At 72.2% G+C, this 20,253-nt stretch carries 19 protein-coding genes; 11 read left to right on the forward strand and 8 right to left on the reverse strand.

Features of this window, described 5'->3' with window-relative positions:
• Positions 1-52: 52 nt before the first annotated feature.
• The 3 genes from OG276_RS30340 to OG276_RS30350 all read left to right on the forward strand — a co-directional run bounded on the left by OG276_RS30340 (position 53) and on the right by OG276_RS30350 (position 2,816).
• Positions 53-1,378: a M20/M25/M40 family metallo-hydrolase gene (locus tag OG276_RS30340; protein WP_266910084.1), complete on the forward strand. Its 1,326-nt coding sequence runs from the start codon at positions 53-55 to the stop codon at positions 1,376-1,378.
• Positions 1,379-1,545: 167 nt separating this feature from the next.
• A complete protein-coding gene (chpH, locus tag OG276_RS30345; RefSeq protein ID WP_250740333.1) occupies positions 1,546-1,779 on the forward strand; it encodes a chaplin ChpH in 234 nt (77 codons plus the stop codon).
• Positions 1,780-1,955: 176 nt separating this feature from the next.
• Complete coding sequence (locus OG276_RS30350; protein WP_266910088.1) at positions 1,956-2,816, forward strand: chaplin; 861 nt, start codon at positions 1,956-1,958, stop codon at positions 2,814-2,816.
• A gap of 38 nt (positions 2,817-2,854) precedes the next feature.
• Here the strand turns inward: OG276_RS30350 and OG276_RS30355 are convergent, their stop codons facing one another.
• Positions 2,855-3,043 carry a DUF5703 family protein gene (locus tag OG276_RS30355; protein WP_250740335.1) on the reverse strand — a complete coding sequence of 63 codons (189 nt, stop codon included), beginning with the start codon at positions 3,041-3,043 and terminating at the stop codon, positions 2,855-2,857.
• A gap of 238 nt (positions 3,044-3,281) precedes the next feature.
• Between OG276_RS30355 and OG276_RS30360 the strand changes: the two genes are divergently transcribed.
• Together OG276_RS30360 and OG276_RS30365 are read left to right on the forward strand one after the other, a co-directional pair.
• Positions 3,282-3,518, forward strand: a complete 237-nt coding sequence (locus OG276_RS30360) for a hypothetical protein (RefSeq protein ID WP_266910091.1) — start codon at positions 3,282-3,284, stop codon at positions 3,516-3,518.
• Between the two features lie 71 nt (positions 3,519-3,589).
• Positions 3,590-4,288 carry a hypothetical protein gene (locus OG276_RS30365; protein ID WP_266910093.1) on the forward strand — a complete coding sequence of 233 codons (699 nt, stop codon included), beginning with the start codon at positions 3,590-3,592 and terminating at the stop codon, positions 4,286-4,288.
• 78 nt (positions 4,289-4,366) lie between these two features.
• Here the strand turns inward: OG276_RS30365 and OG276_RS30370 are convergent, their stop codons facing one another.
• Both OG276_RS30370 and OG276_RS30375 read right to left on the reverse strand, forming a co-directional pair.
• Complete coding sequence (locus OG276_RS30370; RefSeq protein WP_266910095.1) at positions 4,367-6,841, reverse strand: helix-hairpin-helix domain-containing protein; 2,475 nt, start codon at positions 6,839-6,841, stop codon at positions 4,367-4,369.
• Positions 6,838-7,830, reverse strand: a complete 993-nt coding sequence (locus OG276_RS30375; protein ID WP_266910097.1) for an aldo/keto reductase — start codon at positions 7,828-7,830, stop codon at positions 6,838-6,840. Before OG276_RS30375 ends, OG276_RS30370 begins: the two co-directional genes overlap by 4 nt.
• Before the next feature lie 100 nt (positions 7,831-7,930).
• Between OG276_RS30375 and OG276_RS30380 the strand changes: the two genes are divergently transcribed.
• A complete protein-coding gene (locus OG276_RS30380) occupies positions 7,931-8,980 on the forward strand; it encodes an LLM class F420-dependent oxidoreductase (protein ID WP_266910099.1) in 1,050 nt (349 codons plus the stop codon).
• Between the two features lie 257 nt (positions 8,981-9,237).
• Positions 9,238-10,026 (forward strand): ferritin-like domain-containing protein, encoded by a 789-nt coding sequence (locus OG276_RS30385; protein ID WP_266910101.1) that lies wholly within the window; start codon positions 9,238-9,240, stop codon positions 10,024-10,026.
• Positions 10,027-10,048: 22 nt separating this feature from the next.
• On the opposite strand, the gene corA is transcribed toward OG276_RS30385, so the two are convergent.
• On the reverse strand, positions 10,049-11,032 hold the full coding sequence (gene corA, locus OG276_RS30390; RefSeq protein ID WP_323182377.1) for a magnesium/cobalt transporter CorA: 984 nt from the start codon (positions 11,030-11,032) through the stop codon (positions 10,049-10,051).
• 62 nt (positions 11,033-11,094) lie between these two features.
• Here corA and OG276_RS30395 point away from each other — a divergent pair, with 62 nt between their 5' ends.
• From OG276_RS30395 to mshC, 4 genes are all read left to right on the forward strand, one after another.
• The gene (locus OG276_RS30395) at positions 11,095-11,817 is read left to right on the forward strand and encodes a histidine phosphatase family protein (protein WP_266910103.1); all 723 of its coding nucleotides are present in this window, start codon (positions 11,095-11,097) and stop codon (positions 11,815-11,817) included.
• Between the two features lie 77 nt (positions 11,818-11,894).
• Positions 11,895-12,485 (forward strand): DUF3090 domain-containing protein, encoded by a 591-nt coding sequence (locus OG276_RS30400; protein ID WP_243333987.1) that lies wholly within the window; start codon positions 11,895-11,897, stop codon positions 12,483-12,485.
• Positions 12,482-13,294, forward strand: a complete 813-nt coding sequence (locus OG276_RS30405; RefSeq protein WP_266910106.1) for an SCO1664 family protein — start codon at positions 12,482-12,484, stop codon at positions 13,292-13,294. The genes OG276_RS30400 and OG276_RS30405 overlap by 4 nt, the downstream gene beginning before the upstream one ends.
• A gap of 120 nt (positions 13,295-13,414) precedes the next feature.
• Positions 13,415-14,644, forward strand: coding sequence for a cysteine--1-D-myo-inosityl 2-amino-2-deoxy-alpha-D-glucopyranoside ligase (gene mshC, locus OG276_RS30410; RefSeq protein WP_266910108.1), 1,230 nt, complete (start codon positions 13,415-13,417; stop codon positions 14,642-14,644).
• Positions 14,645-14,843: 199 nt separating this feature from the next.
• On the opposite strand, the gene OG276_RS30415 is transcribed toward mshC, so the two are convergent.
• The 4 genes from OG276_RS30415 to OG276_RS30430 all read right to left on the reverse strand — a co-directional run bounded on the left by OG276_RS30415 (position 14,844) and on the right by OG276_RS30430 (position 20,011).
• Positions 14,844-15,845: a PAC2 family protein gene (locus OG276_RS30415; protein WP_266910110.1), complete on the reverse strand. Its 1,002-nt coding sequence runs from the start codon at positions 15,843-15,845 to the stop codon at positions 14,844-14,846.
• 127 nt (positions 15,846-15,972) lie between these two features.
• Positions 15,973-17,580, reverse strand: coding sequence for a glycerol-3-phosphate dehydrogenase/oxidase (locus OG276_RS30420; protein ID WP_266910112.1), 1,608 nt, complete (start codon positions 17,578-17,580; stop codon positions 15,973-15,975).
• Between the two features lie 43 nt (positions 17,581-17,623).
• Positions 17,624-19,150 (reverse strand): glycerol kinase GlpK, encoded by a 1,527-nt coding sequence (gene glpK, locus OG276_RS30425; protein ID WP_266910114.1) that lies wholly within the window; start codon positions 19,148-19,150, stop codon positions 17,624-17,626.
• A gap of 78 nt (positions 19,151-19,228) precedes the next feature.
• Positions 19,229-20,011, reverse strand: coding sequence for an MIP/aquaporin family protein (locus tag OG276_RS30430; protein ID WP_266910116.1), 783 nt, complete (start codon positions 20,009-20,011; stop codon positions 19,229-19,231).
• Positions 20,012-20,253: the final 242 nt, after the last annotated feature.

Genomic DNA, 20,253 nt, shown 5'->3' on the forward strand with positions numbered 1-20,253 from the left:
CCGGAGGGCGAGGATGGAGTCAGTTCGGTACTGATCAGTGGGAGGAAGCAGCGTGAGCGAATCGGGCGCGGGCAGGACCGTCTCCGGCGAGGACGAGGTCGTCGACCTCTGCCGGGACCTCATCCGGATCGACACCAGCAACTACGGGGACCACTCCGGGCCCGGCGAACGCAAGGCGGCCGAGTGGGTCGCCGAGCAGCTCGCCGAGGTCGGGCTGGAGCCGCAGATCTTCGAATCGCACAAGGGGCGCGCCTCGACCGTGGCGCGGATCGAGGGTGAGGACCCCTCCCGGCCGGCCCTGTTGATCCACGGGCACACCGACGTGGTCCCGGCCAACGCGGCCGACTGGACCTACGACCCCTTCGCGGGCGAGATCGCGGACGGCTGCGTGTGGGGCCGCGGCGCGGTCGACATGAAGGACATGGACGCGATGACGCTGGCCGTCGTACGCGACCGCATGCGCAGCGGCCGCAAGCCCCCGCGCGACATCGTGCTGGCCTTCCTCGCCGACGAGGAGGCGGGCGGCACCTACGGCGCCCGGTACCTCGTCGACAAGCACCCCGACCTCTTCGAGGGGGTGACGGAGGCGATCGGCGAGGTCGGCGGCTTCTCCTTCACCGTGAACGAGAACCTGCGGCTGTACCTGGTGGAGACCGCCCAGAAGGGCATGCACTGGATGCGCCTGACGGTGGAGGGCACCGCAGGCCACGGGTCCATGACCAACAACGACAACGCCATCACGGAGCTCTGCGAGGCCGTGGGGCGCCTGGGCCGCCACACCTGGCCCGTACGGGTCACCAAGACCGTCCGGCACTTCCTGGACGAGCTCTCGGACGCGCTGGGCACCCCGCTCGACCCGGACGACATGGACGCCACGCTCGCCAAGCTCGGCGGCATCGCCAAGATGGTCGGCGCGACCCTGCGCAACTCCGCCGCCCCGACCATGCTCGGCGCCGGCTACAAGGTCAACGTCATCCCCGGCCAGGCCACCGCCCACGTGGACGGCCGCTTCCTGCCGGGCTACGAGGACGAGTTCTTCGCCGACCTCGACCGGATCCTCGGGCCGCGCGTGAAGCGCGAGGACGTCCACGCGGACAAGGCGCTGGAGACGGCTTTCGACGGCAAGCTCGTGGACGCCATGCAGACCGCCCTGAAGGCGCACGACCCGATCGCCCGCGCGGTCCCGTACATGCTCTCCGGCGGTACGGACGCGAAGTCCTTCGACGACCTCGGCATCCGCTGCTTCGGCTTCGCCCCGCTCCAGCTTCCGCCGGAGCTGGACTTCGCCGGCATGTTCCACGGGGTGGACGAGCGGGTGCCGGTGGAGGGTCTGAAGTTCGGCGTGCGGGTGCTCGACCGGTTCATCGACGAGTCCTGAGGGGGCACGGGCGCAACGGGGCGTAGCTAACGCCCGGGAATCGGGAAGGTGTGCGGAAACCACTGAGAAGAGTGAATGCACTCATACGCTCGTAGCCCCGGTGATCCCTCCTCGTTACAGGTGGTGCGGTCCGCGGCTGGGACCGCGCTTGCCTACTAGGAGGAACAATGCTCAAGAAGGTTGCCGCCGCTGCGGCTGTCACCGGTGGTCTGGTTCTCGCGGGTGCGGGTCTGGCTGTCGCCGACGCGGGTGCGCAGGGTGCGGCCATCGGCTCGCCCGGTGTCCTGTCCGGCAACGTCGTCCAGGTTCCGGTCCACGTTCCCGTGAACGTCTGCGGTAACACGATCTCCGTGATCGGTCTGCTGAACCCGGCTTTCGGCAACACCTGCGTCAACGCCTGACGTTTCTGAAGTTCTCGGCCCCGGAGCGCATTCCAGCGCTCCGGGGCTGCCGGGTTTTGAGGGCCCGATGACGATCTTTCGGCGTGCCGGGCGGGGGAGCCTGTGCGGCCCGTGCGCCGACCGGGCGTGCACGTGTGTGAGCGTGCACGACGCACACACCAGGGGATGAAGTACAGATGCGACGACAGGTACAGGTCACCGGCAGGAAGACCTTGATCACCATGGCGGCCGCGGGGGGTCTGCTCGCGCTCGGAGGGGGCTACGCACACGCGGACTCCGGCGCCGGGGGCCGCGCCGCACACTCACCGGGACTGCTGTCCGGGAACGCCCTCGAGGCACCCGTGGACGCGCCGCTGAACGCCTGCGGGAACACGGTGACGGTGGTGGGGGCCCTGAACCCGGCCTTCGGAAACCGCTGCGCGAACCTTCCGGACCGGTCCGGACACCCGCAGCACCCACAACACCCGCAACATCCGCAGCACCCCCAGCACCCGGACCACCCGGGTGACCCGCACGAACCGTGCGACGAGGACACCGGCCCGGGGCACCCGGAACACCCGGACGGGCCCGGGGACCACGGCAACCCGGGCGGGCCCGGGGGCCACGGCAACCCGGGCGGGCCCGGGGGCCACGAGAACCCCGGCGGTCCGGGCGACCAGGGCAACCCGGGCGGTCCGGGCGACCAGGGCAACCCCGGCGGCTCTGGGGACAACGGCAATCCGGACGGGCCCGGGAACCACGGCAACCCCGGTGGGCCCGGCGACGATGACAACCCCGGCGGTCCGGGCACTCCCGGGGGCCCGGGTGCCGGGCAGCAGCCCGGGACTCCCGCCGGACCCGGCACCGGATCGGTGACCCCGGTGACGCACCCCGCCCAGGGGACCGGCACCGGTACCGGCATCGGAAACGGTTCAACCCCGGCCGGGGGACTCGCCGCCACCGGCTCCGGTGACGTCATCACCGCCGGAGTACCCCTGGCCGCGGGCATGTTGCTGGCCGGCGCCGTGCTCTACCGCCGGGCACGCAGCGCGGCCTGACGGTTCCTCGGGACGCGGGCCCCGCCCCGGGGTTCGCGTCACCAGGTCGCGCGGACCTGACGGATGATCCGGCGGCGCAGTCGCACACGGCGACTGCCGTCCCGAAGCAGGGTCAGCCGGTCGAGCTCCCAATGCCCGTACTCGGCGTGTTCGGTCAGCAGGCGGGTCGTTTCCTGACGTGGAACCCCGCGGGGCACGTACAGGTCGACGAATTCGTATTCCGACATCGCATCCATTCTGCTCGGGGTGTCAAGGGCTCGCCCGTGAAGCGCATGTACCGGGCGGCGGCCCCTTGTTCACAGGCTGAACACCGAGCGCGGCAACGGGCCCGGACGTGCTGAAGTGGCCACCGACACCAGGACCACGATCACGAACGGGACCGAGTTGAGAATCCAAGCCGCCGCCTTCGTCTGCATAGCTGCCCTAGCCACCGGCTGCTCCACCGGTACTCAGCCGATTCCCACCGTGACCGTGACCCAAGCCGCCGAGGCCGGACCGCTCGTGGACGCGTACCGGCGCGGGTGGAACTGGGGGCAGCGCCACTACGTGAAGGTCAACAACGACTACGTGGACGACATGGCGCAGTGCAGGAAGGCCGACGTCCTGCGGGACCTCTACCCCGACCAGCCCCGCATGGACTCCCTCATGCTGGGATGCGCCGACGGCCTGAACACGGACCCGCAGGCGGCACTGCGCTCCTGAGCGGCCGGTGTCCGGGAACTCACTCGCATTCTGCGTGCGGGCAGAGCCCCGCTACGGATAGCGTCAGCACTATGTCTGATGCCGCTCTGCCCACTGTTGCCGAGGTACGCGCCGCCGCCGAGGCGGTCAAGGCCGCGCTCGACCGTCACCTCGCCGCGGTCGAGAGCAGGATCGGGGACGATGATCCGGACGTCTACGCCGCGTTCAACGAACTCGCCGCCGCCGCCGAGGAGTACGACGAACTCCTCTACGACCGCTACGACGAGGTCACCCCGTTCGAGATCCCCACTCCCGAGGACGGGCTCCCGTACACCGGCCCCGCCGAACCCGCCGCCTTCAGCGTTCTCATCCGCCGCGACTACGCCGTCGTCGAGCCGGCCCGCCTGATCGCCCAGGCCGAACGCGTCGTCGCGCACGACCGCGAGGCCGAACTCGACCACGACGGCGGCACCGCCGACGCGCTCGGCGTTCTCTTCGGCGAGTACGAGCCCGACGAAATCGCCTCCCGCGCCAAGGACTTCGGGCTGGAGGAGGGGGATTCCACCCTGTGGATCGCCGCTTCGGAAGAGGTCGCGGAACCGGGGGAGTGGCTCGGCACGCCCTTCGCGCACATCGATCCGCAGGACGTCATGCACCGGTTCGACGTCAGCTCGGTCTTCGACGAGGAAGACGCTGAATACGCCGAAGACACCGACGAGGGCGAATACGCCGAGGGCGGCGAGGGGGCCGAGGACGGCGCGCCGGCCGAGCGGGGTCTGACCCCGGCCTGACCCCGCCCCGCACGACCCCTCGTACGGGAACGCGCCGCGGCCCCCGTCCCACCCGGGACGGGGGCCGCGGCGCGTCCGTCAGCGGGGCTCCGCCGCCGAGGCCACGAGCGCCTGCAGCAGACCCGCCAGCCGGGTCGTACGGGGCTTCGCCGGTACTTCCGCGACCGCGCGCGGCAGCGCCTGGTCCACCCCGTGCACCACCGACAGGTGCCGCTCGGCCCGGCTGAAGGCCGTGTACACCCAGTCCCGCGACAGGGCCTGAGCCGCGTCACCGGGCAGGACGACGACCGCCGCGGGCCAGCGGGAGCCGACGGCCTGGTGCGCCGTCACGGCCCAGCCGTGCCGCACCTGGGACTCCACCCGCTCCTTCGGTACGACGATCCGCGCGCCCGCGGCTCCGGCCAGGTGCAGCCCCTGCGCGTCGGCCGACACCACGCGGGCCGGCAGCGCCCGCCCGGCGGAGGGCACGTGGACCACCCGGTCACCGGGGTCGAAGCCGCCGAACCGGCCGGGGCCCGGGTTCAGCCGCTCCTTGAGGGCCGCGTTGAGCGCGCGGGTGCCCGCCGGGCCGCCGTGGCCCGGGGTGATCACCTGGACGGCGTCCGCCGGGATCCCGAAGGCGCGGGGCACCGACTCGGCGACCAGCTGCACGGTGCGGTGCACCGCCTCCCCGGCGTCGCGGACCGGGACGATGACGACCTCCTTGCCGGGGGCGTCGACCTGGTTCAGCTCCCCGACGCCGACTCCCGAGACCAGCTCGCCGATCGGGCCCGGGTCCGGGATCCGCGAGACGAGCTGGGGGCAGGCGCGGGCCGCGAGCACATCGGCGAAGACCCGGCCGGCACCGGCGGAGCCGAGCACCGCGGGGTCGCCGGACAGCACCAGGCGGGCGCCGTCGGGGACGGACTCCACCAGCGCGGCGGCCGTCTCCACGTCCAGCTGCGGGGCGTCCAGGACGATGAGCAGGTCCAGCGCGAACTGCCCGTCCGCGTCCCGCCCCGGGCCCTCGGCGCCGGCCAGCAGGCCCGCCACGGTGACGGACCCCTCGGCCGGGGCGTGCGCGGCCAGGCAGGCCCGCAGGCCGAACTCCCGGGCGGCCGCGAGCAGTGCGCGGGGTTCGGCGCGGGCGGCCTCCCCACCCGTGTGGGTGACCAGGCCGTGCCCGGCGGCGGCGCGGATCAGCTCGGCGCCGGTGCCGGTGGCGGCCTTGTCCCAATCGGCCGGGTCCGTGAAGGTGTTGGCGAGCCGGGCCAGGCCCTCGGCGAGGCTCTCCTCGGCCATGGCGGAGCCCTCCAGGCCCACCAGGATCCGTGCGGGCTGTTCCTCGTCCTCGCCTACGGGAGGACCGACGGGCTCCTCGAAAGCCAGCGCAGCTCCCTCGCCGACGGCCGCCTCCAGAGCCTCCGCGGGGTCCGGGACGCCGTACTGGGCGAGGGCCGACTCCAGGGTGGGGGCCTCCAGCACGGTGTGCCCCTTGGCGGCGGCCTGCGCCAGCAGCCAGCCCACCAGGGCGGCGGCCCGCCGCTCGTCCCCGGGGCCGGTCGCCTCGGCGCCGAGCAGGGCGCGGGCGAACCCGTCGGCCTGGGTCGGGCGGACCCCGGCGACGGCCAGCAGCCGCCAGGGGGACTCGGCGAGCTGCGCGGCGGCGTCCTCGCCGAGGGCGGCGAAGGTCTGCGGGGCGAGGGTCTCGGGGGCTCCGCCCCTGGCCAGGACGGTCCGGATCGCCTGGACGGCGTCGGGGGAGGGGGTGGGGTGGGACTGGGCCGGTGCCATTGCCTGCGGCGCCGGTGCGGGTGTGGGTGCGGGTGTGGGCGTGCGCGCCGGGGTGGGCGCTGGGGCGGGCTCCGGCCGGCGGGGCGCCGGGGGCGCGTCGAACACGGCGGGGGGCTTGGCGCCGCTCTCCACGGCCCGTACGGCGGCCAGCAGGTCGGCGGCCGTGCCGCTGAGCTTGGCACCGGCCTCTACGGGGGCTTCGCGCTCCGCCTTGCGGCGGGCGATGCGCTCCCGCTCGATCTTCTGGGCGGCCAGTTCCGCGGCGGCCTCGCTGAGCTGGGGCTTGGCCTCGGCGGCCGCTTCCGTGCCGGCGTCCCCGCCGGCCCCGTCGGCGGCTTCCGCCTCCGACTCCGCGTCCGCGTCCGCTTCCGTGCCGGTGGTGGTGGGCCCTGCGGGGCTTTCCCCCACCCCGCCCCTTCCCGAAACCGGGGGCTCCGCCCCCGGCCCCCCGCTCCCGGCTTCGCCGGACGGCACGGCTTCCGCCTCTGCGTCGCCGTCCCCGGCTTCGCCGGACGGCGCGGCCTCCGCGTCCTCGGGTTCGCCGGACGGCGCGGCCTCAGCCTCCGGGTCACCGTCCTCCGCTTCGCCGGACGGCGCGGCTGCCGTGGCCCCGGCTTCCGCTTCCGCGGACGGGGTGGGCTCCGCCTCGGGGGCGTCGGACTGGGTGGCGTCCGTGGCCTCGGCCTCGCCGGGCTCCGGGGCCTGGTCGGCTTCCGCGGCGGCGGGGGCGTGCTCCCGGGCCGGGTCGGCCGGTTCTGCCGCGGCGGCGGTGTCGCTCACAAAGTGCTCCAGTCCTGATCGGGGTAGCGGTGGACGGGCGCCGAGACGTCGTCCAGCGCTTGGCGGATCTCCTCCGGAAGACTAAGGGCCTCCACCGACAGGGCTGCCCCGAGCTGCGCCGACGTGCGCGCGCCGACGATCGGCGCGGCCACCCCGGGCCGGTCGCGGACCCAGGCCAGGGCCACCTGGAGCGGGGTCACCGCCAGGCCGTGCGCGGCCGTCGCGACCGCGTCCACGATCCGGCTCGCCGGCTCGTCCAGGTAAGGGTCCACGAACGCGGCCAGGGTCTCGGAGGCGCCCCGGGAGTCCGCCGGGGTGCCGGACCGGTACTTGCCCGTCAGGACGCCCCGGCCGAGGGGGGAGGAGGGGAGGAGGGACAGGCCCAGGTCCAGCGCGGCCGGGAGCACCTCCCGTTCCACGCCGCGCTGGAGCAGGGAGTACTCCATCTGCGTGGACGCCAGCCGGGTCCGTACCCCCGGCGCCGCGAGCTGCCAGGTCGCCGCCTTCGCGAGCTGCCAGCCGCTGAAGTTCGACACGCCCGCATACCGCGCCCGGCCGCTGCTCACCGCGATGTCCAGCGCCTGGAGGGTCTCCTCCAGCGGGGTCCAGGGGTCGAAGGCGTGGACCTGCCAGAGGTCGACGTAGTCCGTGTCCAGACGGGCCAGCGAGTCGTCCAGGGCGGCGAGGAGATGGCCGCGCGAGGCGTCGAAGCGACGGTCCGGGTCCGCGACACCGCCCGCCTTCGTCGCGATCACCAGATCCCGCCGCGGGACCACGGAACCGATCAACTGCCCGAGGAGGTACTCCGCCTCCCCGCCGCCGTACACGTCGGCGGTGTCCACGAGCGTGCCGCCCGCGTTCCAGAACGTCTTCAACTGCGCGGCCGCTTCCGCCTCGTCCGGTCCGTCCGCCGACCGGCCCCAGGTCAGTGTGCCGAGACCGATCCGGGAGACGCGCAGTCCGGTGCGGCCGAGATGCCTCTGCTCCATGAGGGCTGAGACTACTGCCGCACTGACGCGCGGCACCCGGGCGCGCTACAGTCCCCGCAGACCTACGTTACTGATCGGTAAACCGGTAAGGGGACGACTTATGCGGCTCGGCATCAATCTCGGCTACTGGGGCGCTGGCATGGACGCCGACAACCTGGCCGTCGCGCAGGAGGCCGACCGCCTCGGCTACGACGTCTGCTGGGCCGCGGAGGCCTACGGCTCCGACGCGCCGACCGTGCTCGCCTGGGTCGCCGCCCAGACCGAGCGCATCGACGTGGGCTCGGCCATCCTGCAGATCCCGGCCCGCCAGCCCGCCATGACGGCCATGACGGCCGCCACCCTCGACTCCCTCACCAAGGGCCGCTTCCGGCTCGGCCTCGGGGTCTCCGGACCCCAGGTCTCCGAGGGCTGGTACGGGGTGAAGTTCGACAAGCCGCTCGCGCGGACCCGCGAGTACGTGGAGATCGTCCGCAAGGCGATGACCCGCGAGCGCCTGTCCTACGAGGGCGAGCACTGGACGCTGCCGCTGCCCGGCGGCCCGGGCAAGCCGCTCAAGCTGACCGTGCACCCCGAGCGCGAGCACATCCCGCTCTACATCGCCGCCATCGGGCCGAAGAACCTGGAGCAGACCGGCGAGATCGCCGACGGCGCCCTGCTGATCTTCCCGGCCGCCGAGCACCTGGAGGCCACCGCCCTCACCCACATCCGGGCGGGCCGCGAGAAGGCCGGGCTGACGATGGACGGCTTCGACGTCTGCCCGACCGTGCCGCTGGCCCTCGGCGATGACGTGGCCGGGCTCGCGGACATGTTCCGCCCGTACACCGCCCTGTACGTGGGCGGCATGGGCAGCCGCAAGCAGAACTTCTACAACCAGCTGGCCCAGCGCATGGGCTACGAGAAGGAAGCCGCCGAGATCCAGGACAAGTACCTGTCCGGCGACAAGCAGGGCGCGGCCGCCGCGATCCCGCACTCGCTGATCGACTCCACCACCCTGCTGGGCCCGGTCGAGCGGATCGCCGACGGGATGCGGGCCTACGCGGAGGCCGGGGTCACCACCCTGACGCTCGCCCCGGCCGGCTTCACCCTGGAGGAGCGGACCGCCGCCCTGCGGGCCGGCGTCGAGGCCATGGAGCTCGCCGGCCTGGCCTGACCCCTTCCGCTGGACGGAGTCCGGCGCAGCCGCCCGAAGCCGGTCCGGGGGGACCTGCGAGGGCGGCGTGAAGAAGGAGAAGTCTGCGGCCGTGGTGGGGGCTCGGGGGGTCTTCCCCGCCACGGCCGACACAGCCAACAACGCGCGCGGTGCCCGCCGGGTTACGCCCCCGGCGCCACCGGTCGCGGTCGTTCATTCGGCCGAGTCGTACGCCGCACCCGGTTGCCCGGCCCGCGAATCGGCCCTTGACTCGACACATGCTCTCTGCGCGCAGTCTGTTCCGGGAAATCGTCGACCACGACGCTTCCTTCCAGCTGTTCTGCTCCATCGCCGCCGGCGGCGAGTCCCAGGGCGGCTGGGAGAACGCCCGGATCGCGGCCCTGGTGCCCGATTCCATGCGCGACCTCGCGCCCAAGATCACCCGGCACGGCGCCGACGAGGACAAACACGGCCGGATCTTCAACGCGCTGCTCCGCAAGCGCGGCCTGCCCCCCGTGCCCGTCCCGCCGGAGACCGACTACACGATGCTGCTGGAGCGGCGCGGCATCGGCCTGAGCCACGAGAAGCTGCGCGGCGAGCGGGCCCTGAGCGAGGAGGACATCGTCGTCTACCTCGCGCACAGCCGGGTCACCGAACAGCGCGCCGCCGACCAGATGGTCATGCTCGTCCGGTACTTCGGCAGCGACCCCGAGCTCGGCAAGGCCATCCGCATGATCGGCGCGGACGAGGACAACCACCTGGCCTACTGCCACGAGGAACTGCTCCGCCTCGCCCGGGCCGGCCACGGCCGCACCATCCACCGGGTGTTGCGCGAGTGCGCGCTCGCCGAGATCGCCGTCTACCGGGACGTGAGCCTGGCCGTCATGGGCCACATGGGGCGCCTGCTGGGCTGGCCCGCGCCGAAGGCGGCCGCGCTGGCCGCCGGGATCCGCGGGGCTTACGCGTACGAGCGGTTCAGCGGCTGGCGCCGGATGGTCGACCTGCGCCCGCCGGAGCGCAGCAACCCGCTGGGCGGCGCACCGACCTCGGCGCCCGAGTTCGCCTAGAGCCCCCGACCCTGTGCCCCGCCTAGAGCCAGCCGCGGCGCTTGAACATCCGGTGCAGGCCCACGCAGATGACCGCCATCACCAGCAGCACGAGCGGATAGCCCCAGCGGTGCGTCAGTTCCGGCATGTGCTCGAAGTTCATCCCGTAGATCCCCGCCACCATGGTCGGGACCGCCGCCATGGCCGCCCAGGCCGAGATCTTGCGCATGTCGTCGTTCTGCCGGACGCCCATCTGCGCCAGGTGTGCGGCCAGCGCGTCCGAGAGCAGCCGGTCCAGGCCCTCGATGTACTCGTTCGCCTTCGTCAGGTGGTCGGCGACGTCGCGGAAGAACGGCTGGGCGTGCTCGTGCACGAACGGCACGTTCCCGAAGGCCAGCCGGTCCATCGGCTGCAGCAGCGGACTCGTGGCCCGGCGGAACTCCAGGACCTGCCGCTTGAACCCGTAGATCCGGGCGGCGGTGTTCTTGCTGTCCGAGGGATTGGGCGAGAAGACCTCCGCCTCCAGCTCCTCCAGATCCGCCTGCAGCTCCGCGGCCACCTCGATGTAGTGGTCCACCACCGCGTCCGAGACCGCGTACAGCACCGCCGTGGGGCCGTGCTTGAGCACCTCGGGATCCTGCTCCAGCCGGTGGCGCACGGCGGCCAGCGCGGCACCCTCGCCGTGCCGGACCGTGACGACGAAGGAGTCGCCGATGAACACCATCAGCTCGCCCGTGGTCACCGTGTCCGAGGAGTCGTCGTACATCACCGGCTTGAGGACCACGAACAGCGAATCGTCGTAGACCTCCATCTTCGGCCGCTGGTGCGCGGTCAGCGCGTCCTCCACCGCCAGCGGGTGCAGCCCGAACTCCTGGCTCACGTGCTCGAATTCCTTCTCCGTGGGCTCGTGCATGCCGACCCAGAGGAAGGCGTCGCCGGTGGCCCGCGCCTCGTCGAGGGCATCGGAGAAGTCGTCGGGCGCCTCGGAGCGGCGGCCTTCGCGGTACATGGCGCAGTCCACAATCACTCGCGCATTGTTCCCTGCCCCGGCCCCGACCGCACGCCGGCGACACCGCTTACCCTTCTGCCATGGCCACGCTGATCCTCGTACGACACGGGCGGTCCACCGCCAACACCGCAGGGCTGCTCGCCGGATGGACCCCGGGGGTGAGGCTCGACGAGCACGGAGCCGCACAGGCCGCCGCGCTGCCCGGGCGGCTCGCCGCCGTGCCCCTCGCCGCGGCCGTCACCAGCCCGCTGGAGCGGTGCGGCGAGACCCTGGCGCCGCTGCTGGCGGCCCGGCCCGGTCTCGCGCTGCACACCGACGAGCGGATCGGCGAGTGCCACTATGGCGACTGGTCGGGCCGCAAACTCTCCGAACTGTCCGAAGAACCGCTGATGCGCATCGTCCAGCAGCACCCCTCGGCCGCCGCCTTCCCCGGCGGCGAGTCCATGCGCGCCATGCAGGCCCGCGCCGTGGACGCCGTCCGCGACTGGAACGCGCGGATCGAGGAGGAGCACGGCGCCGACGCCGTGTTCCTGATGTGCTCGCACGGCGACATCATCAAGTCCCTCGTCGCGGACGCCCTCGGCATGCACCTGGACCTCTTCCAGCGCATCCACGTCGACCCCTGCTCGGTCACCGCCATCCGTTACACGCCGACCCGCCCCTTCCTGCTCCGGCTCGGCGACACCGGCGACTTCGCCTCCTTCGCGCCCCGCGAAAGCGCTTCGCCGGACGCCGCGGCGGCCCAAGGGGACGCGGAAGCGGGCGGCGAAGCGGTCGTAGGGGGCGGTGCGGGCGCGGTGTGATCGAACGGCGCAGTAGGGTGGACGGGCCAACCCATGGGCGCAGCCCTGCCCCTGCCGCCGACGCTTGGAGACTGGACGTGCCCCGTCAGGTGTTCCTCTACGACCCCCCGGACCGTTTCGTGGCCGGCACGGTCGGCCTGCCTGGACGCCGTACGTTCTTCCTGCAGGCCTCCACCGGCCCCCGCGTCACCAGCGTCTCCCTGGAGAAGACCCAGGTGGCGGCGCTCGCGGAACGGATGGAAGAACTGCTGGACGAGGTCGTACGGCGCACCGGGGGCAATGCCCCCGTCCCGGCCGTTGCCCCCGCCGAGGCGACCGACACCGCCCCCCTCGACGTCCCCGTCGAGGAGGAGTTCCGCGTCGGCACCATGGCCCTGGCCTGGGACGGCGAGGACCAGCGCATGATCGTCGAGGCGCAGGCCCTGGTGGAGCTCGACGCCGACTCGGAGGAGGACCTCGCCGAGGCGGAGGAGCGACTGCTCCAGGACGAGGAGAACGGGCCGCCGATGCTGCGCGTCCGCCTCACCGGCGCCCAGGCCCGGGCCTTCACCAAGCGGGCCCTGGACGTGGTCAACGCGGGCCGCCCGCCGTGCCCGCTGTGCAGCCTCCCGCTGGATCCCGAAGGGCACGTCTGCCCGCGCCAGAACGGCTACCGGCGCCAGGCGTGAACGCGACGGGGGGAACGGCGCAAAGGGAAGCACTGCTGGCCCACGGGGAACTCACCGTCGTCGGCCGGATCCGGGAGGCGTCCAACGCCGTCCTGATGTGCACCGTCACGCAGGGGGGCGTCAGCACCGACTGCGTGTACAAACCGGTCAAGGGCGAACGCCCGCTGTGGGACTTCCCCGACGGGAACCTCGCCCAGCGCGAGGTCGCCGCGTACCTGGTCTCCGAGGCCACCGGCTGGGGGCTGGTGCCCCCGACCGTGCTGCGCGACGGACCGTACGGCGAGGGCATGGTCCAGCAGTGGATCGAAACGGGGGAGTCCCCCGAGGCGGAACTGCTCGCGCTCGTGGACGGCGAGGAGGCGGGGGAGGGCTGGAAGCCCGTCGCCTTCGCCGAGGTCGGCGAGGGCCGCACCGCGCTCCTCGTGCACGCCGACGACGAACGGCTGCGCCGGATGTCCGTCCTCGACGCCGTGATCAACAACGGCGACCGCAAGGGCGGCCACCTGCTGCCCGCCCCCGACGGACGGCTCTACGGCATCGACCACGGAGTGACCTTCCACACCGAGGACAAGCTGCGCACCCTGCTCTGGGGCTGGGCCGGGGAGCCGCTGACCGAGGAAGCGGGATCCGTACTGACCGCCCTGGAGGCCGCCCTGGCCGCAGGGCAGCCCCTCGCCACCCGACTGGCCGAACTGGTCACCACCGCCGAGCTGGCCGCCGTACGGGCCCGCGTGGCCCTGCTGCTGCGCACCGGGAAGCATCCGCAGCCCTCGGGGCAGTGGCCCGCGATCCCCTGGCCGCCCGTCTGACCGGGCCGGGGTCCGCAGGGTGACACACGCACAGAACCGGCCATGGCGCAAGAGTGCCGATCAGGACAACAGTGCAGGTCCGGTTCGTTTTCGGAACACCCGTCCGGTTAGGCTCGACGCATGCATGCCTGGCCCGCTTCTGAGGTCCCCGCCCTTCCTGGCAAGGGCCGCGACCTCCAGATCCACGACACCGCGACCCAAGGGACGATCACCCTCGCCCCCGGTCCCGTCGCCCGTATCTACGTCTGCGGGATCACCCCGTACGACGCGACGCACATCGGTCACGCGGCGACCTACAACGCGTTCGACCTCGTGCAGCGCGTGTGGCTCGACACCAAGCGGCAGGTCATCTACGTCCAGAACGTCACGGACGTCGACGATCCACTGCTGGAGCGGGCCCTGCGCGACAACCAGGACTGGACCGAGCTCGCCGAACGCGAGACGGCCCTCTTCCGCGAGGACATGACCGCCCTGCGGATGCTCCCCCCGCAGCACTACATCGGCGCCGTCGAGGCCATACCCGGCATCGTGCCGCTGGTCGAGCGGCTGCGGGACGCCGGCGCCGCCTACGAGCTGGACGGCGACGTCTACTTCTCGGTGGAGTCCGACCCGAACTTCGGCAAGGTGTCCAACCTGGACGCCGAGGCGATGCGGCTGCTGTCGGCCGAGCGCGGTGGTGACCCGGACCGGGCGGGCAAGAAGAACCCGCTCGACCCGATGCTGTGGATGGCGGCCCGCCCGGGCGAGCCGAGCTGGGACGGCGGCTCGCTGGGCCGCGGCCGGCCCGGCTGGCACATCGAGTGCGTGGCCATCGCCCTGGACCACCTGGGGATGACCTTCGACATCCAGGGCGGCGGCTCCGACCTGGCCTTCCCGCACCACGAGATGGGCGCCTCGCACGCCCAGGTCCTGACGGGCGAGTTCCCGATGGCCAAGGCGTACGTACACGCCGGGATGGTCGCGCTGCACGGCGAGAAGATGTCGAAGTCCAAGGGCAACCTGGTCTTCGTATCGGCCCTGCGGCGGGCGGGCGTGGACCCGGCGGCGATCCGCCTGGCCCTGCTCTCGCACCACTACCGCGCGGACTGGGAGTGGACCGACGAGGTCCTCGCCCAGGCGGTGACCCGCCTGGAGCGCTGGCGCGCGGCCGTCTCCCGCCCCGACGGCATCCCGGCGGACGCCCTGGTCGAGGAGGTCCGCGAGGCCCTCTCCAACGACCTGGACGCGCCTGCTGCTCTCGCGGCGGTGGACCGCTGGGTCGAGCGGCAGCTCGTCTCCGACGGGGACGACGAGTCGGCCCCGGGCCTGGTGTCCCGCACGGTGGATGCCCTGCTGGGCGTGGCCCTGTAATACCTGCGGTGCCGCGGCCGGGGGCTCCGCCCCCGGACCCCCGCGCCTCGAACGCCGGCGAGGCTGGATTTGGGGCTGGATTGCCGTCAGGCAATTCCAGCCCCTCCGGCGTTTGAGGAGCGGGGTCCGGGGCGGAGCCCCGGGAAACGGCGAAAGGGCGGGGCGGGGAGAAAATCCCCTGCCCCGCCCCACCACCCGGCTACGCCTCCGGAGGCGCCTCGTCCTCGTCCGGCGAGGCCGCCGCAGAGCCCGGGGGCTCGTCCCCGGACCCGGACGACTCCGGCTTGCGCTTCGGCGCCCGGGGCAGCCCGCCGGAGGTGTCCCGCAGGTACGACCCGTCGCCCGGATCCGGCGCGGCGGAAGGATCACGCCGCCGCAGGTACCGCTCGAACTCCCGGGCGATCGCGTCCCCGGAGGCCTCCGGCAGGTCGGCGGTGTCCCGCGCTTCCTCCAGCGTCTGGACGTACTCCGCCACCTCGCTGTCCTCGGCGGCCAGTTGGTCCACGCCCAGCTGCCACGCCCGCGCGTCCTCCGGGAGTTCGCCCAGCGGGATCCGGATGTCGATCAGATCCTCCAGCCGGTTGAGCAGCGCGAGGGTCGCCTTCGGGTTCGGCGGCTGGGACACGTAGTGCGGCACCGCCGCCCACAGGGACACCGCCGGCACCCCGGCATGGGTGCAGGCCTCCTGCAGGATGCCCACGATCCCGGTCGGGCCCTCGTACTTGGTCTCCTCCAGGTCCATCGTCCGCGCGAGATCCGCGTCCGAAGTCACCCCGCTGACCGGCACCGGACGGGTGTGCGGGGTGTCGCCCAGCAGTGCCCCCAGGATGACGACCATCTCCACGCCCAGCTCGTGGGCGAAGCCCAGGATCTCGTTGCAGAACGAACGCCACCGCATGGACGGTTCGATGCCCCGCACCAGCACCAGGTCGCGCGGTTTGGTCCCGCCGATCCTGACCACCGAAAGCCGGGTCGTCGGCCACGTGATCTTCCGTACCCCGTTGTCCAGCCACACCGTCGGCCGGTTGACCTGGAAGTCGTAGTAGTCCTCGGCGTCCAGAGCCGCGAAGACCTCGCCCTTCCACTCCCGGTCCAGGTGTGCGACCGCACCGGAGGCCGCGTCACCCGCGTCGTTCCAGCCCTCGAACGCGGCCACCATGACCGGGTCGATCAGCTCGGGCACGCCCTCAAGCTCGATCACCCAGGTCTCCTTCCGAAGTTCCCTTGTGTACGTGGGTCAGCCTAAGCCTTGAAGAGGCACCGGCCACAGCCCACGACAGAGGGGCGGTTCCCCCTGGAACCGCCCCTCTGCCCGTTCACGACACCGCTTATGCCTTGTCGGCCAGCATCTCCTCGACGCGGCCGCGCACTTCGGCGCTGTCCAGACCGCGCACCGTCACCGTCGTACGGCGGCGCAGCACGTCGTCGGCCGTCTCGGCCCACTCGTTGTCACGGGCGTAGGCGACCTGCGCCCAGATCTCCGGACCGTCCGGGTGGATCCGCTCGGCCAGCGCCGGGTCCTCGTTCGCCAGGCGCGCGATGTCGAAGGCCAGCGAGCCGTAGTGCGAGGCCAGGTGCCGCGCGGTCAGCGGGTCCATCCGGGAGCCCGGCTCGCGGTCCACGAGCAGCCGGTGCGCCACCGCGTTGGGGTTGGCGACACCGGGCAGCGCGATCCGTCGTACGAGGGACTTCACCGGCTCCATGTCCTCGGTCAGCGGGCTGCCGGGAAGCTTGGCCAGCTTGTCCATGACCACGCGGCCGATGTGCCGGTACGTGGTCCACTTGCCGCCGGCCACCGACAGCATGCCGCCCGCGCCCTCGGAGACGACCGTCTCGCGCTTGGCCTTCTCCACCCCGCCCGGGCCGCCGGGCAGCACGCGCAGGCCCGCGAAGGCGTACGTCATCAGCGAGCGGTCCAGATCGGCGTCCTTCACCGAGAAGGCCGCCTCGTTCAGGATCTGCTGGATGTCGCCCTCGGTGGCCCGCACGTCCGCCGGGTCGCCCTCGTACACCTCGTCGGTGGTGCCCAGCAGCAGCTGGTCCTCCCACGGCAGGGCGAAGGTGATGCGGTACTTGTCGATCGGGGTGGCCATGGCGGCCTTCCACGGCGACTTGCGCTTCATCACGATGTGCGCGCCCTTGGACAGCCGGATGGAGGGCATCGAGTGCTTGTCCTCCATGCGCCGCAGGTGGTCCACCCACGGGCCGGTGGCGTTCAGCACGACGCGGGCGTCCACGCCGAACTCGGTGCCGTCCAGGCGGTCCTTGAGCTCGGCGCCGGAGACCCGGCCGCGCGTCATGCGCAGACCGGTGACCTCGGCGTGGTTCAGGACGACCGCGCCCGACTCGACGGCCGCGCGGACCGTCATGACGGCGACGCGCGAGTCGTTCATCTGGTGGTCGTAGTAGACGGCCACGGCCTTGAGGTTGTCCGTCTTCAGACCCGGGTTGTCGGCGGCGGCACGGGCCGGAGAAATGATCTTGCCCATGCCGTCGCCGAAGCCCGAGAGCGCCGAGTACGCGAACACGCCCGCGCCCAGCTTCGCCGCGCCCACCGGACCGCCCTTGTACACCGGGAGGTAGAAGGTCAGCGGGTTGACCAGGTGCGGGGCCACGTCCTTGGCCAGGACCCGGCGCTCGTGGTGGTTCTCGGCGACCAGCTTGACCGAACCGGTCTGCAGGTAGCGCAGGCCGCCGTGGACGAGCTTGGAGGAGGCCGAGGAGGTGGCGCCGGCGAAGTCGCCGGCGTCCACCATGGCGACCCGCAGACCCGACTGCGCGGCGTGCCAGGCCACCGAGGTGCCCAGGATCCCACCGCCGATGACCAGCAGGTCGTACGTGGCCTTCGCCAGCTGCTCACGGGTCTCGGCGCGGCTCGCGTTCGAACCGGCGGTCGGGTGCGTACCCAGGGTGGGAACGCTCTGCAGGGTGCTCATGTCCGTTGACTCCTACTTGCTCGTCGATTGCGCCGCTGTGCGGTCAGCTGGCGTCTTCGTCATCGACCCAGCCCATGGACCGCTCCACGGCCTTGAGCCAGCTCTTGTACTCGCGATCCCGCTGCTCGGCGGGCATCCGCGGGGTCCACTCCGCCGCGCGGCGCCAGTTGGCGCGCAGGGCGTCGGTGTCGGGCCAGAAGCCGACGGCCAGGCCGGCGGCGTAGGCGGCGCCGAGGCAGGTGGTCTCGGCGACCATCGGGCGCACCACGGGGGCGTCCAGGAAGTCCGAGAGCGTCTGCATCAGCAGGTTGTTGGAGGTCATGCCGCCGTCGACCTTGAGGGCGGCGAGCTCGACGCCCGAGTCCTTGGTCATGGCGTCGGTGATCTCGCGGGTCTGCCAGGCGGTGGCCTCCAGGACGGCACGGGCGATGTGCGCCTTGGTGACGTACCGGGTGAGGCCGGTGATCACGCCGCGGGCGTCGGAGCGCCAGTACGGGGCGAACAGGCCGGAGAAGGCCGGCACGAAGTACGCGCCGCCGTTGTCCTCGACGGAGGAGGCCAGGGTCTCGATCTCGGCCGCGGACTTGATCAGGCCCATCTGGTCGCGCATCCACTGGACGAGCGAGCCGGTGACGGCGATGGAGCCCTCCAGCGCGTAGACCGGCTTCTGGTCGCCGATCTGGTAGCCGACGGTGGTCAGCAGGCCGCTGTAGGAGTTGATGATCTTGTCGCCGGTGTTCATCAGCATGAACGTTCCGGTGCCGTACGTGGACTTCGCCTCGCCCTCGGCGAAACAGGTCTGGCCGAACAGCGCGGCCTGCTGGTCGCCGAGCGCCGAGGCGACCGGGACGCCGGCGAGGACGCCCTCCTTGACGTGGCCGTAGACCTCGGCGGAGGACTTGATCTCCGGGAGGACGTTGAGGGGCACGTCCATGGACTCGGCGATCTTCTCGTCCCAGGCCAGGGTGTGCAGGTTCATCAGCATGGTGCGCGAGGCGTTGGTGACGTCGGTGACGTGCACACCGCCCTGGGGGCCGCCGGTGAGGTTCCAGATGACCCAGGAGTCCATGGTGCCGAAGAGGATGTCCCCGGCCTCGGCGCGCTCGCGCAGGCCCTCGACGTTGTCGAGCAGCCAGCGGACCTTGGGTCCGGCGAAGTAGCTCGCCAGCGGCAGGCCGGTCTCGCGGCGGAAGCGGTCCTGGCCGACGTTGCGGCCGAGCTCCTTGCACAGGGCGTCGGTGCGGGTGTCCTGCCAGACCAGCGCGTTGTGGACCGGCTCGCCGGTGTTCTTGTCCCACAGCAGGGTGGTCTCGCGCTGGTTGGTGATGCCGACGGCCTTGACGTCCGCCGCGGTGATCTCCGCCTTCGCGATGGCCGAGGCGACGACCTCCTGGACGTTGTTCCAGATCTCGGTGGCGTCGTGCTCGACCCAGCCCGGCTTCGGGAAGATCTGCTCGTGCTCCTTCTGGTCGACGGCGACGATGCGGCCGTCACGGTCGAAGACGATGCAGCGGGAGGAGGTGGTGCCCTGGTCGATCGCGGCGATGAAGGGGCCGGTGCTGGTGGTCATGGTGGCTGCTCCTGGCAGGTGTCGAAGTAGGCGGAATCAGAATGGCGGTGCGGGAGGTGCCGTGGTGCCGATTGCTGATCAGGCGAACGCGATGTTGTACAGACCGCCGGCGAGCGCGGCGCCCGCGAGGGGGCCGAGCACCGGGATCCAGGAGTAGCTCCAGTCCGAGCCGCCCTTGTTGGGCAGCGGCAGCAGGGAGTGGACTATGCGCGGGCCGAGGTCGCGGACCGGGTTGATGGCGTAGCCGGTCGGGCCGCCGAGCGAGAGGCCGATGCCGACGACGACGAACGAGGTGATCAGGACGCCGATGACGCCGAGGCCCTTGCCGTCGTCCTGCAGGCCCTGGGTCAGGATGGCCAGGACCAGGACGGCGGTGCCGATGATCTCGGTCGTCAGGTTCTGGACGACGTTGCGGATCTCGGGGCCCGTGGCGAAGATCCCGAGCACCGGGCCGGCCACGTCGTGCGGGTGCGGGTCCTCGGGGCCGAGCTTGGCGTCACGGATGTGCTCCGGGTCGGCCAGGTGCGCCCGGAACTGGCCGTAGTAGGCGAGCCACATCAGCACCGCGCCGATCATGGCGCCGAGCAGCTGGCCGGCGAAGTAGACCGGCACGTCGCCCCAGGCGCCGTCCTTGATCGCGATGCCGACGGTGACCGCCGGGTTGAGGTGCGCACCGGAGAGCGGCGCGGAGACGTAGGCGGCGATCAGGACGGCGAAACCCCAGCCGAAGGTGATCGCGAGCCAGCCGGCGCCCCGGGCCTTGGAGCTCTTGAGCGTCAGTGCGGCGCACACGCCGCCACCGAGCAGGGTGAGCAGGGCGGTACCGATGGTCTCGCCGATGAAGATGTCGGAGCTGGACACCCGCGACTCCTTTGTCGTTCAGGGGTGGTGGCCGCCGGGTCCCTCCGGCGGTCCACGCACTCGGTGAGTGCTGCACCGGTCCTTGGCCTTGCCACACCCTAACGCGTATTGCCGGTAGGTGTTCGGCATTGCCGACCGATGAACGGCAGTTTTCCGCCCAGGTGAAGCGGGCGTCAAGGGTTGACCAGGCCAATGAGCCGGATCGTTACCGGCCGGTGCGATCGAACAAATCACGCCATTCA

It is taken from the genome of Streptomyces sp. NBC_00086 (assembly GCF_026343255.1).
Classification (GTDB): Bacteria; Actinomycetota; Actinomycetes; order Streptomycetales; family Streptomycetaceae; genus Streptomyces.

Excerpts from the sequence above, each read along its gene's own strand:
- glpK (WP_266910114.1), bottom strand. The coding sequence starts at position 19,150 with ATGACCACCAGCACCGGCCCCTTCATCGCCGCGATCGACCAGGGCACC.
- OG276_RS30380 (WP_266910099.1), top strand. The coding sequence starts at position 7,931 with ATGCGGCTCGGCATCAATCTCGGCTACTGGGGCGCTGGCATGGACGCC.
- chpH (WP_250740333.1), top strand. The coding sequence starts at position 1,546 with ATGCTCAAGAAGGTTGCCGCCGCTGCGGCTGTCACCGGTGGTCTGGTT.
- OG276_RS30385 (WP_266910101.1), top strand. The coding sequence starts at position 9,238 with ATGCTCTCTGCGCGCAGTCTGTTCCGGGAAATCGTCGACCACGACGCT.
- OG276_RS30420 (WP_266910112.1), bottom strand. The coding sequence starts at position 17,580 with ATGAGCACCCTGCAGAGCGTTCCCACCCTGGGTACGCACCCGACCGCC.
- mshC (WP_266910108.1), top strand. The coding sequence starts at position 13,415 with ATGCATGCCTGGCCCGCTTCTGAGGTCCCCGCCCTTCCTGGCAAGGGC.
- OG276_RS30365 (WP_266910093.1), top strand. The coding sequence starts at position 3,590 with ATGTCTGATGCCGCTCTGCCCACTGTTGCCGAGGTACGCGCCGCCGCC.
- OG276_RS30355 (WP_250740335.1), bottom strand. The coding sequence starts at position 3,043 with ATGTCGGAATACGAATTCGTCGACCTGTACGTGCCCCGCGGGGTTCCA.
- OG276_RS30350 (WP_266910088.1), top strand. The coding sequence starts at position 1,956 with ATGCGACGACAGGTACAGGTCACCGGCAGGAAGACCTTGATCACCATG.
- OG276_RS30395 (WP_266910103.1), top strand. The coding sequence starts at position 11,095 with ATGGCCACGCTGATCCTCGTACGACACGGGCGGTCCACCGCCAACACC.
- OG276_RS30375 (WP_266910097.1), bottom strand. The coding sequence starts at position 7,830 with ATGGAGCAGAGGCATCTCGGCCGCACCGGACTGCGCGTCTCCCGGATC.